This is a genomic window from Rufibacter hautae, from assembly GCF_008271695.1.
GTDB classification, from domain to species: Bacteria; Bacteroidota; Bacteroidia; order Cytophagales; family Hymenobacteraceae; genus Nibribacter; species Nibribacter hautae.
Genome location: NZ_VKKY01000002.1, coordinates 102,937 through 116,976 on the forward strand (window position 1 = coordinate 102,937; position 14,040 = coordinate 116,976).

11 protein-coding genes are annotated in these 14,040 nt (G+C 51.2%); 7 read left to right on the forward strand and 4 right to left on the reverse strand.

The genetic code is table 11. The annotated features are described in order from the left end of the window. Window positions 1-50: 50 nt before the first annotated feature. On the reverse strand, window positions 51-1,964 hold the full coding sequence (locus tag FOA19_RS09570) for a fumarate reductase/succinate dehydrogenase flavoprotein subunit (protein ID WP_149090618.1): 1,914 nt from the start codon (window positions 1,962-1,964) through the stop codon (window positions 51-53). Between the two features lie 10 nt (window positions 1,965-1,974). Next, the gene (locus FOA19_RS09575) at window positions 1,975-2,667 is read right to left on the reverse strand and encodes a succinate dehydrogenase cytochrome b subunit (RefSeq protein ID WP_149090619.1); all 693 of its coding nucleotides are present in this window, start codon (window positions 2,665-2,667) and stop codon (window positions 1,975-1,977) included. A 467-nt stretch (window positions 2,668-3,134) separates the two neighbouring features. Here FOA19_RS09575 and FOA19_RS09580 point away from each other — a divergent pair, with 467 nt between their 5' ends. From FOA19_RS09580 to FOA19_RS09590, 3 genes are all read left to right on the forward strand, one after another. Next, window positions 3,135-5,780: a T9SS type B sorting domain-containing protein gene (locus FOA19_RS09580; protein WP_190300346.1), complete on the forward strand. Its 2,646-nt coding sequence runs from the start codon at window positions 3,135-3,137 to the stop codon at window positions 5,778-5,780. Window positions 5,781-5,929: 149 nt separating this feature from the next. Continuing rightward, window positions 5,930-6,805, forward strand: coding sequence for an ACP S-malonyltransferase (gene fabD, locus FOA19_RS09585; protein WP_149090621.1), 876 nt, complete (start codon window positions 5,930-5,932; stop codon window positions 6,803-6,805). A gap of 48 nt (window positions 6,806-6,853) precedes the next feature. Beyond that, entirely contained in the window at window positions 6,854-8,749 is a 1,896-nt protein-coding gene (locus tag FOA19_RS09590) for a polysaccharide biosynthesis protein (RefSeq protein WP_190300347.1), read from the forward strand. 235 nt (window positions 8,750-8,984) lie between these two features. Here FOA19_RS09590 and folK read toward each other — a convergent pair whose 3' ends face one another. Further along, window positions 8,985-9,467: a 2-amino-4-hydroxy-6-hydroxymethyldihydropteridine diphosphokinase gene (gene folK / locus FOA19_RS09595; protein WP_149090623.1), complete on the reverse strand. Its 483-nt coding sequence runs from the start codon at window positions 9,465-9,467 to the stop codon at window positions 8,985-8,987. Further along, window positions 9,467-10,324: an alpha/beta hydrolase family protein gene (locus FOA19_RS09600; RefSeq protein WP_223808819.1), complete on the reverse strand. Its 858-nt coding sequence runs from the start codon at window positions 10,322-10,324 to the stop codon at window positions 9,467-9,469. Before FOA19_RS09600 ends, folK begins: the two co-directional genes overlap by 1 nt. Before the next feature lie 106 nt (window positions 10,325-10,430). On the opposite strand from FOA19_RS09600, the gene FOA19_RS09605 reads away from it, so the two are divergent. From FOA19_RS09605 to FOA19_RS09615, 4 genes are all read left to right on the forward strand, one after another. Further along, window positions 10,431-11,408, forward strand: a complete 978-nt coding sequence (locus tag FOA19_RS09605) for a polyprenyl synthetase family protein (RefSeq protein ID WP_149090625.1) — start codon at window positions 10,431-10,433, stop codon at window positions 11,406-11,408. Between the two features lie 206 nt (window positions 11,409-11,614). After that, entirely contained in the window at window positions 11,615-12,181 is a 567-nt protein-coding gene (locus tag FOA19_RS09610; protein WP_149090626.1) for an acyl-CoA synthetase family protein, read from the forward strand. 101 nt (window positions 12,182-12,282) lie between these two features. Then, window positions 12,283-12,417 (forward strand): DUF7793 family protein, encoded by a 135-nt coding sequence (locus tag FOA19_RS23780; RefSeq protein ID WP_449421248.1) that lies wholly within the window; start codon window positions 12,283-12,285, stop codon window positions 12,415-12,417. Between the two features lie 186 nt (window positions 12,418-12,603). Beyond that, the gene (locus tag FOA19_RS09615; protein ID WP_149090627.1) at window positions 12,604-13,905 is read left to right on the forward strand and encodes an acetylxylan esterase; all 1,302 of its coding nucleotides are present in this window, start codon (window positions 12,604-12,606) and stop codon (window positions 13,903-13,905) included. Window positions 13,906-14,040: the final 135 nt, after the last annotated feature.

Consider the following 14,040-nt stretch of genomic DNA (forward strand, 5'->3'; position numbering starts at 1 on the left):
GAACAAAGTACAAGGCCTCTTAATTCTTATTCCTAATCCTTAATTATCCATTATTTGTAGCTACGCTGCGTCAGTTTCACGTTCTCGAACTTCAGCTCCTCTTTGTGCAATACGGGCTGTTGGTTGGTGCCGGTGTACTGCCAGGCAGCTACATACGTGTAGTTCTCATCGTCACGGAGGGCTTCGTTCTCTGGGGTCTGGTATTCCTCACGGAAGTGACCGCCGCAAGACTCATTGCGGTTCAGGGCGTCATCTACCATCAGTTCGCCCAGTTCCAAGAAATCCGCAACGCGGCCGGCTTTCTCCAGGGTCACGTTCAGCTCTTCGTTTACGCCAAGGATTTTCACGTCTCTCCAGAACTCATCACGCAGCTTTCTGATCTCCTGTTTGGCGTACTGCAGACCTTCGGCGTTACGGGCCATACCGCAGTAATCCCACATCAAAAGACCAAGGGCTTTGTGGAAATCGTCTACGGTTCTGGTTCCATTTACATTCAACAGGCGGTTCACCTCTGTCTGAACGGCAGCCTCGGCCTCTTTGAAGGCAGGGTGGCTGGTCTCAATCCTAGCGGTAGGATTCTGCGCCAGGTAGTCACCAATGGTGTACGGGATCACGAAGTAACCATCCGCCAGACCTTGCATCAGGGCAGAAGCTCCTAGGCGGTTTGCACCGTGGTCAGAGAAGTTGCACTCACCGGTGGCGTACAGACCAGGGATAGTGGTCATGAGGTTGTAATCTACCCAAAGACCGCCCATGGTGTAGTGCACCGCAGGGTAGATCCGCATGGGTTGCTCATATGGGTTCTCGCCGGTGATTTTGGCGTACATGTCAAAGAGGTTACCATACTTCTGAACTACCGTGTTCAAACCATCGCGTTTAATAACATCGGCGAAGTCCAGGTAAACGGCCAGCTTGGTGGTTCCTACGCCACGTCCTTCGTCGCAAGCCAGTTTGGCGTTACGGGAGGCCACGTCACGTGGTACCAGGTTACCGAAGGATGGGTATTTACGCTCCAGGAAGTAATCGCGCTCATCTTCTGGAATGTCCTGAGGGGCACGGTTGTCACCCACTGCTTTCGGTACCCAAACGCGTCCGTCGTTCCGGAGGGACTCAGACATCAGCGTCAGCTTAGACTGATACCCGCCCGATACCGGGATACAGGTTGGGTGAATCTGGGTAAAGCATGGGTTGGCGAACAAGGCGCCTTTTTTATAGGCTCTCCAAGCGGCAGTGGCGTTAGAGCCCATGGCGTTGGTGGACAGGTAGAACACGTTGCCGTATCCACCGGTGGCCAAAATCACGGCGTGCGCGCTGTGCGATTCAATCTTGCCCGTCACCAAATGACGGGTCACGATACCACGGGCTTGGCCGTCTACCATTACCAGATCCAGCATCTCGGTACGTGGGTACATTTTCACCTTACCGTAAGCGATCTGACGGTTCAGGGCAGAGTAGGCACCCAACAACAGCTGCTGTCCGGTTTGGCCCCTGGCGTAGAACGTCCGGCTAACCTGGGCACCCCCGAAGGAGCGGTTCGCCAGCAATCCGCCGTACTCACGCGCGAAAGGAACGCCCTGCGCCACGCATTGGTCAATGATATTCACGCTCACTTGGGCCAAACGGTACACGTTGGCTTCGCGGGCGCGGTAGTCACCGCCTTTGATGGTATCATAGAACAGCCGGTACACGCTGTCACCATCGTTCTGGTAGTTCTTGGCAGCGTTGATACCTCCCTGCGCAGCAATGGAGTGCGCACGGCGTGGGCTGTCTTGGTAGCAGAAAGCCTTCACGTTGTACCCAAGCTCAGCCAGGGTAGCGGCGGCAGAGGCTCCGGCCAGACCGGTACCTACCACAATGATATCGTATTTCCGTTTGTTAGCCGGGTTTACCAGCTTCACATTGAATTTATGCTTTTCCCATTTTTCGGCCAATGGCCCTTCGGGAATCTTTGAATCTAAAATCATAGTGATCTACTTAACTCAAGATAACGTCTTTGATGAAAAAGTACAGGGGCATGGCGGCAAAGCCAGCCGGTACCACAAAAGAGAAAAACGCCCCGAATTTCTGAATGGCCGGAGTGTATTTCTTGTGGTTTAAGCCCAGCGTGTGGAAAGAACTGGAGAAGCCATGGTACAAGTGGTAGCCAAGCGCAATCTGGCCCAATACATAGATCAACACATACCACCAGATATGGAAGGACTGCACCACTACTGAGTACAGGTCATCATAGCCGGTGCCTTCAATGTCAATCATGTTCGGCTCCCCGAAGCGGGCGCGCCAGAAGAAATTGTACAGGTGAATGATCAGGAACACCAGGATAACGGTACCCAACAGACCCATGTTGCGGGAAGACCAGTTGCTGTTGTCCTGTGGTCTGTTGTAGGCGTAGGCTACGGTTCTCACGCTCTTGTTGCGGCGGGTAAGCACCAGCGCCTCATAGATGTGAAACACAAAACCCAGTACCAGAACTATTTCCATGGTGCGGATGATAGGGTTAGTGGCCATGAAATGGGAGTAGATGTTGAAGGAAGCTCCTCCATCACCCTTGAACAGCTGCAGGTTGCCCACCAGGTGCACCACCAAAAAAGAGCAGAGAAACAAACCAGTGACAGCCACCAGAAGTTTGCGGCCTATGCTACTGGAAAACGTTTTAGAAAACCAACTCATTTTGTTGTGTTAAGGTTGATAAATAAGGTGTGTAAAGGATTGGTTAAATCTGTTCAAAGGTACATGCCGCGGCTTTCTCAAGCAATTGAACTGTCTATTTTGATTTATTCTAAATTAAATTCTACTAAGGACGAGATTCAATAATGCAGGCTAGTGTTTTTGAACTGTTTTTGGGAAAATGGCTTAAAAACGGGAATAGCGCTTTAGAATTACAACAGTAGAAAGGAGAATTCGTTATAGCCATAAACCTGTACATATATAACCATGGTACAATACATTTGTTGTAATCATCCATGGTCAATTTAGAGATTCTTCTATCTTTGTTTTTGCATGCAAACCGCTACTATATGCCTCTAATTTTACAAAAAGTAAGGGCCTTCCTGTTTTTGTTGTGTGGGCTGTTCCTTTTCTCTTTATTTTCTTCACATCAGGCGCAGGCTACCCACTTACGCGCCGGGAACATATACGTGAAAAGTGATACCACCGCCGGTCAAAATCCCCTGCGTTTTTTCTTTACGTTGATTACCTACAGTGTGGCACCGCCGCCATTTGAGGATCTGGAAGCCACTCTTTATTTTGGAGACTGTACAAGCCAGCGGGTGCCCCGGGAGTCCAGAACGTTGATTGCCCCGGGAGGCGCTTGTGGCCAGAACAATACCTTCGTAAACGTCTACCGTTTTGAGCACATTTACTCCGGGCCAGGGACTTTCACGGTGACTTTTGTGGGGGAGAACCGCAACGGGGGCGTCGTAAACATTTCTTCCTCGGTACAGCAGACGTTCTTTTTGCAGAGCACCCTCACTGTTGACCCTTTCCTAGGAATCAACCGCTCCCCGATCTTACAGTCTATCCCTGTGGATGTGGCCGCCCGGAACAAGATTTTCGTGCATAACCCGGCCGCCTATGACCCAGACGGAGACAGTCTTTCTTTCAGATTCCTGGAGCCAAGGATCTCCAACGGCAGTGATGCCTGCGGAAATCCCCTGGGCAGAACCGCTCCCGGTTACCGCGGATTGGAGAATTTTTTGGGGCCAGCCCTTCCCGGAGGACCAGCCGGTTTCAGTTTTGATGTAAGAACCGGGCAATTGACCTGGAATACACCCAATGTGATTGGGGAGTTTAACATCGCGTTTGCGGTGGAGGAGTGGCGCAACGGGCGTCTTATTGGGCAGGTGATCCGGGATATGCAGATCAATGTGAAGGAAGATCCTAACCAGCCTCCGGTCCTCATTATTCCCAAGGATACCTGTATTGTGGCGGGAACCTTCCTGCGGGCCACCATCAAAGCCAGAGACCCCGATAAGGACCCGGTGGTTATCTCCGCTATAGGGAGCATTCTGCCTCCTGCCTCCAACAAGGCATCCTTCCCCAGGCTGAATGACTCAACCCACACGTTTAATTGGCAGACTTCCTGCTTGGACGTGCGCAGGGAGCCTTACCAGGTGGTGTTCAGGGCAGAAGACAAGCCAACCGATTGTAGGCTGGTGTTAGTAGATCTCCAGCCCTGGCGAGTCACCGTAGTGGGGCCGCCTCCGGTCTTGGTGAGCGCAGTGCCGCAGTCAAGCAGTAGCATCAGGTTAAACTGGAATGCCTACACTTGTCCCAATGCCACCATCATGTACATCTACCGCAAAGAGGGGCCTTCTGACTTTGTGCCTGATGCCTGCGAAACCGGTATCCCAGCATCTGCCGGTTATACCAGAATAGGGCAGGTCAGTGCCGGGATTACCACTTTTCTGGATAACAACAACGGTCAAGGACTGGAGCGCAACAAAACGTACTGTTACCGGATTTATGCAGAGTTTCCGCAACCAAGCGGAGGTGAAAGCATCGCCTCCAACGAAGTCTGCGCCACGCTGGAATCTATTTCGCTCACTAAAGTTAGCGTAACAGAAACCAGCACCACCACCGGGAAGATGCGGGTGGAATGGAGCAAGCCAAGACCAGCTAACGTAGCCCAGCTAACCGCGCCGTTCCGTTACCGCTTGTTGCGCGTTCCGGGCCAGAACCGTAGCGCTACCGCTGCCTTCGTACCGGTGACCGGCTATAACTTCACTAGCTTGAACGATACGGTCTTCACCGACAATAACCTGAACACCCAGGACACCTCCTATACCTACAAAGTGGAGTTCTACCACTCAGGAACAGTGGGCAGCCCAACCGTTATGGTAGACTCTTCCACGGCTTCCAGCGTCTATTTGACCGGACGGGCCAATGGGCCAACCATGGAACTGAACTGGACTTACAATGTGCCCTGGAACAATGCCAGCACCGCTGGCGACCAGAAATGGCACGTGATCTTCATGGACCAGAACGGAGGCAGAAACTTTGTGCGCTATGACAGCGTGCAGGCGACGGCCACCTCTGGAACGTATTCCAGAAGTGTGCCTTTGGAACCTGGCAGGCAGTATAGAGTCTATGTGCAGACGGAAGGATCCTTCGAGAACCCGTTCCTGCCAGACCCTATCCTCAACAACAGCCAGGAAGTGATCATCAACCGGTTGTGCGTGCCGGTGCTGGCCATTGACCCGCTGGTGTGCGATGAGAACTTCGTGCCAAACGGACCGCCTTTCTCCAATACGCTCACCTGGTCTTTACCACCTGGCTGTGATGCCGCGGCCATTGACTTCTATACGCTGTATTACCGTGAAACCGAGGAAGGCGATTTCGTGAAGTTGGCCACGGTAGACAATACCAATCTGGCGGTGTACCAATACATCCACCAGAACCTGCTTTCGTACGCCGGGTGCTACGTGGTAACTGCCACTGATATGAATGGCGTGGAAGGAGAGCAGAGCAACATCGTCTGCAAAGACAACTGTATCATCTTCTCGCTGCCAAACATCTTCACGCCAAACGCTGACGGCAAGAACGATGTCTTTACGCCTAAGCAGGGGGCAACCTTTATTAGAAGGGCTACTTTACGGGTGTTCAACCGGTGGGGCAACAAGGTGTATGAAAGCACCGGAGACCCGGGCCTGAACTGGCGCGGCGTAGACAACGGCGGGAAAGCCCTCTCTGAAGGCACCTACTACTACCAGGTGGAGGTAGAGTTCTTCGGCCTCAAGCCCGATGTCAGGAATTACAAAGGCTGGGTGGAAATCGTCCGGTAGTATCCAAATTTTCGTAAGTGGTTTAAAGAATGGTGCCTGTTCTCACAATGGGCACCATTTTTATATCTTTGCGATCACCAAAAATCTAAACCACCGGTTTTAGGGTTGTTTTGCAGAAAACGGGCCTAAAACAATATAACACGCAACGCATGAAAGCATATGTATTCCCGGGCCAGGGCGCTCAGTTTGTGGGCATGGGCAAAGACCTGTATGAGCAACACCAGGCCGCCAAAGACCTTTTTGAACGCGCCAACGAGATCCTGGGCTTCCGCATCACCGATATCATGTTCTCCGGCACCGATGAAGAACTAAAGCAAACCAAAGTAACCCAGCCAGCTATTTTCCTGCATTCCGTGATTCAGGCGGCCGTGGCGCAGGACTTCGCCCCAGAGATGGTAGCGGGGCACTCCTTGGGAGAGTTATCGGCGTTGGTGGCCAACAAAGTGCTGGCCTTTGAAGATGCGTTACGGTTGGTGTCTGCCAGAGCGTTGGCCATGCAGGCGGCCTGTGAGGAGCAGCCCTCTACCATGGCTGCTATTTTAGGCCTGGAAGACGAAAAAGTAGAGCAAATCTGCGCCGAGGTCAATGATGTAGTAGTGGCGGCAAACTATAACTGCCCAGGCCAGCTGGTGATCTCGGGAACCATTGCCGGCGTGGAAGAAGCTTGTGAGCGCATGAAGGCCGCCGGTGCCAAACGCGCCCTCATTCTGCCGGTAGGCGGAGCTTTCCACTCACCGTTGATGAAATCGGCCGAGGCCGAATTGGAAAAGGCCATCATGCAGACCGAGTTCAAGCATGGCATTTGCCCGGTGTACCAGAACGTGGATGCCAGACCGCACACAGACCCCCAGGAAATTCAGCAGAACCTGATCAAGCAGCTGACGGCGCCCGTACGCTGGACCCAGTCTGTGCAGCAAATGATCGCTGATGGCGCTACCTTCTTTATTGAGTGCGGCCCGGGCAAGGTGTTGCAAGGCCTGGTGAAGAAGATTGACAAGACGGCAGAGGTAGGACAGGTAAGCTAGTCCCTAGAAGTACAATCTGCCAAAATCAAGATCAAGAAGATGGGGCACATGCAACAGCTTTTCAAGCAGAAAATGCCTAAGCAATTAGTGTTTGGGGTGGACATCTGTTTATGTGCCCTGTCTTTTTTCATGGCGTACCTGCTACGCTTTAACTTTGACCTCCGGAAGTACACAGAGCTGTCTGTAACGCAGATGCTGCCCATTGTGCTGGCCGTGAGGGCCATTGCCTTCTATTACGGAAGAACCTACGCCGGCATTATCCGCTACACCAGCCTGAACGACCTCCGCAAGCTGTTCGTCGCCCTGACGGCTAGCTCCTTCGTGCTGGTGATGGCGCAATTGGTGTACAACAAAATCCTGGGGTACCAGAACTTTATTCCCATCTCGGTTCTGCTCATTGATTATTTAGGTTGTATTCTGGCACTGTCGCTGTTCAGGGGATGGGCCAAGATCGTGCATTATGAATGGAACCACGCCAACACCCACAAAGTAAACGTGGCCATTTTCGGGGCTGGGGAAGTGGGAAGCACCACTCTTCAGACTCTGCAGCAGGACATGGGCACCTATTACCATTTCGCCTCTTTTCTGGACGACGACCCTAAAAAGCAGAACTTGGTAATCAACGGGGTAACCATTCAGCGGCCCGCTGAGGATCTGGTGGCGCAATTGAGGGCTTTGCAGATTGACTTGCTTATCGTGGCCGTGCAGCATCTGCCTATGAATCGCAGAAGGCAATTGGTGGAGGCTTGTCTTAACGCCGGAGTGCAGGTACTGGTGGTGCCGCCGGTCTATAAATGGATCAACGGTGAGCTCAGCTTTAAGCAGATCAGGGAAGTGCGCATTGAAGATGTTTTGGGTCGGCCCACCGCCGAGATAGACTCCCCGTTGCTGCACAATGAACTGCAGAACCGGACCATTCTGGTCACCGGCGCCGCGGGTTCCATCGGGAGCGAATTGGTGCGGCAACTGATCAAATTCAAACCGAAGCAACTCATTTTATTAGACCAGGCCGAATCTTCGCTCTATGACCTGGAACTGGAACTAACCGAGCTGTACGTGAAGCTGAACTTTGAGGTGGTGCTGGGCGATATCTGCAACAAGGCCCGGGTGGAGGCGATTTTCCGCCATTTCAAACCGGAGATTGTCTTCCATTGCGCCGCTTACAAGCACGTGCCTGTCATTGAAGAGAACCCCACGGAGTCGCTCAATACCAATATTCTGGGCACCAAAGTACTGGCCGATCTGGCGGTGAAATACCAGGCGCTGAAATTTGTGTTACTCTCCACGGACAAAGCGGTGAACCCCACCAGCGTGATGGGGGCCTCCAAGCGCCTATGCGAGATGTACGTGCAGGCCATGGACCATTACCTCCGCGATTCGGGAAACAAACAAACCCGCTTTATCACCACCCGGTTTGGGAACGTACTGGGCAGCACCGGCTCGGTAATCCCGCGTTTCCGGAAGCAGATTGAAGAGGGCGGACCCGTTACGGTCACCCACCCCGATATTTCCCGTTATTTCATGTCCATCAGGGAAGCCTGCCAGTTGGTGTTGGAGGCATCCGCCATGGGTACCGGCGGAGAGATCTATATCTTTGACATGGGCGACTCTATTAAGATCGTGGACCTGGCCAAAAAGATGATCAAGCTGTCTGGCCTGACCTTGGGGAAGGACATCCAGTTGGTGTATACCGGTTTACGCCCCGGCGAGAAACTGGAGGAAGAGCTCTTCCATGAACATGAATCGGTGCAAAGCACGGCGCATCCTAAAATCAGCCTGGCCAACGTGCAAACGCCGCAAAGCGAGAAAGTGCTTCAGGAGATACAGTTGCTCATTAACTTATTTAACTCCCAGAACAACGTGGCTGTCATTAAAAAGATGAAGCAACTGGTACCGGAATACGTGAGCCAAAACTCCATTTACCAGAAATTTGATAGACCTTAAGGTGCTTTAAAAGGGGTGCTAATTAATTAATGTGCTGATGTGCTATTCTTGAATTTGCATGTAGCACTAACTTCCTCTACTCTGTTTTTGCCCTGATTTTCCGATACTAGCTTCAAAACGCTTTTTTAATCTTGCGTTGATCTAGACTTTCAGGTTTTCTGTCTAAAATCCGCCTCTCGATCACTGATCGTCACCTTACCTAATTAGCAAATCAGCACATTATCCAATTAGCACATTAGGAGACCGGTTTCACTTCCAACTCATCGGGGCATTCCTCCAAGAGGTCTTTGATGGTCTTGTGGAGGACTGGGTGCGTAAAATCAGGAGCTACCTCGGCGAGGGGAGCCAAGGTGAACCTGCGCAGGTGGAGTTGGGGGTGGGGAAGGTGCAGTTCCGGGGTGTTGATCACATTTTGGCCGTAGAACAGCAAATCAATGTCAATGACCCGGGCACCCCAGCGCTCTTTCCTGATTCGGCCCAGTTCCTGTTCTATGCGCTGGGTTAAGGCCAGCACCACTCTTGGCGAAAAACCAGTGTTGAAGACCAGCACCTGATTCAGGAAAGCAGGTTGGTCTTCCAGGCCCCAGGCGGCTGTTTCGTAAAGCTTCGATTTTTGAGCCGTTTTCCCGAAAAGCGCTTCTAAACGGGTTGCCGCTTCTGATAAATAGAAAACCCGGTCGCCCAGGTTGCTGCCCAACAGCAGAAACAATGGAGTCATTACAGCCGGTCTAGCGTGGTCTGGAAAAATTGAATGGTTTTATCGGCGGCGGCTTTGGCCAGCCCCGGCAACTCAGGCTGTTCATAGGGGTGACGTCCCCCGAAGGAATGGTCCCCCTCTGGCAGCAGGTGAAGCTCCGCGAAGGGATTCAGGGCGTGGAGGGTGTGCGCCATCTGCACGGGCAGGGTCTCGTCCTGCTCGCCATGCAGGATCAGCAACGGAATCTGCAGCTTCTCCACGGCATTGGGGATGTCCAGCCGGTTGCGGTTGGCCTGGTAATTCTCTACCAACTGGTAATACAAAGGCATCTGCTGGCCGGTGCGCACGTTAGGAATGTATTGCACGCCATCGCGTTTCCAGCGTTCCATGACCTCCGGTGACCAGCGCTGGTCAATGTCACTGATGGCAGACCAGGTGGCCACGCCCGTTACCTCGGCGGCCTCGGCGGCCTTCAGCAGCACCAATCCGCCTCCGCGGCTGTGCCCAATCAAGAAGATATAGTCTGCCTCCATTTCCTGGGCTGGGATCTCGGCGGGATTGTTTTTCAGGTATGCCAGCAGGGTACCCACATCGTCCAGCTCAATGCAGAAGTTGTTGTTCCCAAAGGCCTCCAGGTTGGTGAGATCATCGCCGTACGGCTCCACGCCGTTGTGCGAGAGGTTAAGTTTCACAAACACAAAGCCATGGTGGGCAAAGTAGTCGGCGAGGAGGTTGAAATGGCCCCAATCCTTGAATCCTTTGAAACCGTGCACGAACACCACCACGGGTTTGGCCTGTCCGTCTGGGAGCCAGCGGGCATCTACGGCGAAGTCGCGGCCGTGGGCCGAGGAGAGCAAAAAGTCTTTGCGAAGTATCATGGGCAACAATATCTGAAAAAGGCGACGAAGTAACACCTGAATAACGGCAAATCCAAACCCAGCGTTTGCTTCTGAGGGCGCCGCCTCGTAATATTGCGCCCGAGAGATGAGCAGCCCCCTAGACCAGATACAGGCCCCGATTGCAGTGGAGATGCAGGAGTTCGAGAAGAAATTCCGCCAGTCCATGCAATCAAACGTTTTGCTCCTGGACAAGATCATGGGCTACATTGTAAAGCGCAAAGGGAAGCAGATGCGGCCCATGTTTGTGTTCTTCATGGCTAAGCTCATTCAGGAGCAGATCCCCGATGCCACCTACCGCGGCGCGGCCCTAATTGAACTGCTCCATACCGCCACCCTGGTCCACGATGACGTGGTGGATGACTCCAACTACCGCCGCGGCTTTTTCTCGGTGAACGCCCTCTGGAAAAACAAGATTGCGGTGCTGGTGGGCGATTACCTTCTTTCCAAAGGTCTGTTGCTTTCCCTCAACAACGATGATTTCGGGCTGCTGAAAATTGTGAGCAACGCCGTGCGTGAGATGAGCGAGGGCGAGTTGCTGCAGATGGAAAAAGCCCGCCGCCTGGACATCACTGAGGAGGTCTACTTTGACATCATCCGGCAGAAAACCGCCTCGCTGATTGCTTCCTGCTGCGCTGTGGGCGTGGCCTCCATCGGGGCCGATGCCGAAACGGTGGAACGCGCGCGTCTGTTCGGCGAGAAAGTAGGCCTGGCTTTCCAGATCAAAGACGATTTGTTTGACTACGGCACCGCCGAGATTGGCAAGCCCGTGGGCATTGACATCAAGGAAAAGAAGATGACGCTGCCCCTCATCTACGCCCTGCAGCAAGCCGACTGGCTCACCAAACGCCGAGTCATCTACAACGTCAAAAACAACAACGGTAAAGCCGATAAAATCAACGCTGTAATTGATTTCGTGAAGAAGTCCGGCGGGCTGGAATACTCCATTAACTGCATGAACAACCTCCACGCAGAGGCCCTGAAACTGCTGCACACTTTTCCCGCTTCTCCTTCCAGAGACTCCCTGGAGCAACTCATCCGCTATACCATAGAGCGCGAGAAATAAGCCAATTACCGTTTAGCGGCTCCTTTTTTGAAAATGCCTTTAAAACCTGCGATACTTGGATAATCAAGCTATTATATTTGGTTTCAGCTTTAGCAGGGCTTTGTTAATTGTCCTTTAAGATTTTTATTCAAAAAGCCAGAATCCATGAGGAAGGCCGTTAAGCGTATTCCATAGTTTGCCTAAAATTGTAGCACCTTAAAATGTATATGAAATTCCTATTATTATTCTTTTTAACAATTCTATTTTCAGGCTGTATGTTTGATGAAAAAGAGAAGAGTCATTTTGAAGATTTGATGGGCAAAGAAGATGTCGTTTTAGTTTTAAGCAATTATCCTCCTGACAGTATTCCCAAAGTATTTGCGCTTCTTGGAAGTGCCAAGAGCCTTAGTGTTGTATCAGATTCAGCATTCTTGACGAGTCATACCTTATATCCGCCCCTAAGTGCTTTAGGTACTTCTTATGTGTCAGGTGAACCTTCCTTGAAATTTCTGCCAAAAGAGATTACAACCTTGAAGAAATTGCAGAGGCTTAGTTTAGTAGGACTAGGGATTGAAAAGCTTCCGGAAGACTTTTCAAATCTTGAGAACCTAGAAGCCTTAGATCTCACTTTCAATGAACTTGAGATTTCGGAAGAACTAGATAAATTAAAAAGGCTGCCTAAGTTGAAAGAAATTGGGCTATTTGGTAATAAGGTAGATTCATTAGACATCCAAAAGTGGCAAAAGGAAAAGCCAAGCTTGAGATTGGATTACCAAGTAACTATTGAATTATAAACACCTTCTCCACCTCAAAAGGGGTAATACGCTTTGAGCCTATTTTTCTAGAATAAGCCTTAAAAGGCAAAATTTGCAACTGGCAAGCCAAAACGAATAAAGTGACCATATCAATCAAACCCGGTATGGCAAGCTTGTTTATGAGCCTTCTGTTCAAGTTCAAGCCCTCCTCAATTCCTATGAAAAGCTTCACAGATGACAAGGAAGCAAAAGAATGGCTGAAGCAATTCATGTAATCAAGAACAAAGGAGGATTTACTCAACGGGTTCTCCGAGACCAGTATTCCTGCAGCGGTGATATAGGTCGGGTACATCAAAATCAAACTTGAGCTTATTTTTGGACTTTGGAATATTGATGATTTTAGGTCTAAAATCTATCCAAAAACCTTTCCTACTTTTAGGAGGACTTACCTTTTGCCTCTGATGAAGAAGATCTCCTTACTCTTGTTGTGTTTTCTGGCTATTTGCACGGTTTATGCTCAAAACAATCCTGCGCAAAGCAATGTGTTATGGGTGACCACCCCAGACCATACCAACTGGCTGTATAAACTGAAGGAAGAGGCAAAAATCACTGTTTCTCTATATGAGTATGGCGTGTTGCAGGATGGCCTTACCATCAGCTACAGTATCGGGCCCGAGTTGATGCCCGTTGAGAAAACCGGCACCGTGACCCTGAAGAAGGGACAGGCAGTCATCTCACTGGGAAGTCTCACTAAGCCTGGGTTCAAAGATTGCCAGCTTCGGGTGAAACTGAACGGGGAGGAGTACAAGCACCACATCAAAGTTGGGTTTGAGCCAGACAAACTAACGGCTTATACACCAATGCCCGCTGATTTCAGTAGTTACTGGGGAAAAGCTCTGGAGGAGGCTGCCCAGGTTCCCATGGAGGTTACCAAGGTTTTCGTCCCGGAATACTCCAGCAACAAGGTTGACTGTTATCTGGTGAAAATACAGGCCGCCAAAAAAGGGAGTTATGTCTACGGCTACCTAACTGTCCCTAAAAAGCAGGGCAAATTCCCGGTGGTGTTTTCTCCTCCCGGGGCAGGCATCAAACCCATGAACCCCTTGAAAGATATGTTCTATGCTGAGAACGGCTTCATTCGGCTAGACATGGAAATCCATGGCATCCGTCCTGACCTAGACGAAGCCACCTATGAAGAAATCAGCCGGTTTTTTGGTAGGGGAAACAACAGCTACCTGGTTAATGGGCTGGAAAACCGAGATTCTTATTACATGAAGAAGGTTTACCTGGCCTGCGTCAGGGCCGTGGATTACCTTACCTCTTTGCCAGAATGGGACGGCAAGAACGTCATCGCGCAGGGAGGAAGCCAGGGAGGAGCTTTGGCGCTAATTGCCACCGGACTTGATCCCAGGATTACCGCCTGCGCCGCCAGTCATCCGGCCTTAAGCGATATGGCTGGGTACAAAGCCAATCGGGCGGGTGGCTACCCGCACCTGTTCACCAACTTTGAAGGCATGGACACTCCTGAGAAACTGAAAACCCTGGAGTACTATGACGTAGTGAACTTCGCCAAAATAATCAAGGTGCCGGTTTTCATGACCTGGGGCTATAATGACGATGTTTGTCCGCCAACTACCAGTTACATCGTGTACAATACTCTCCAAAGCAAAAAGGAAGCCCTGATCACTCCCGTGAATGAACACTGGATTTCCCAAACCACAAGGCACCAGATTCTGGACTGGATAAAGAAGAACCTGCTGTAGCGAAGAAAAGATTTCCTCCAACAACTAAGTAGGAGGGGTAGCCAGCCATAGCCCGGCCCTTGAGTGGTCAAAACTTGGTGGAGTTTTGTTTTGATGCTGTTTTCCTTAAATGAGGCCCTAAACACAAACGGCGCG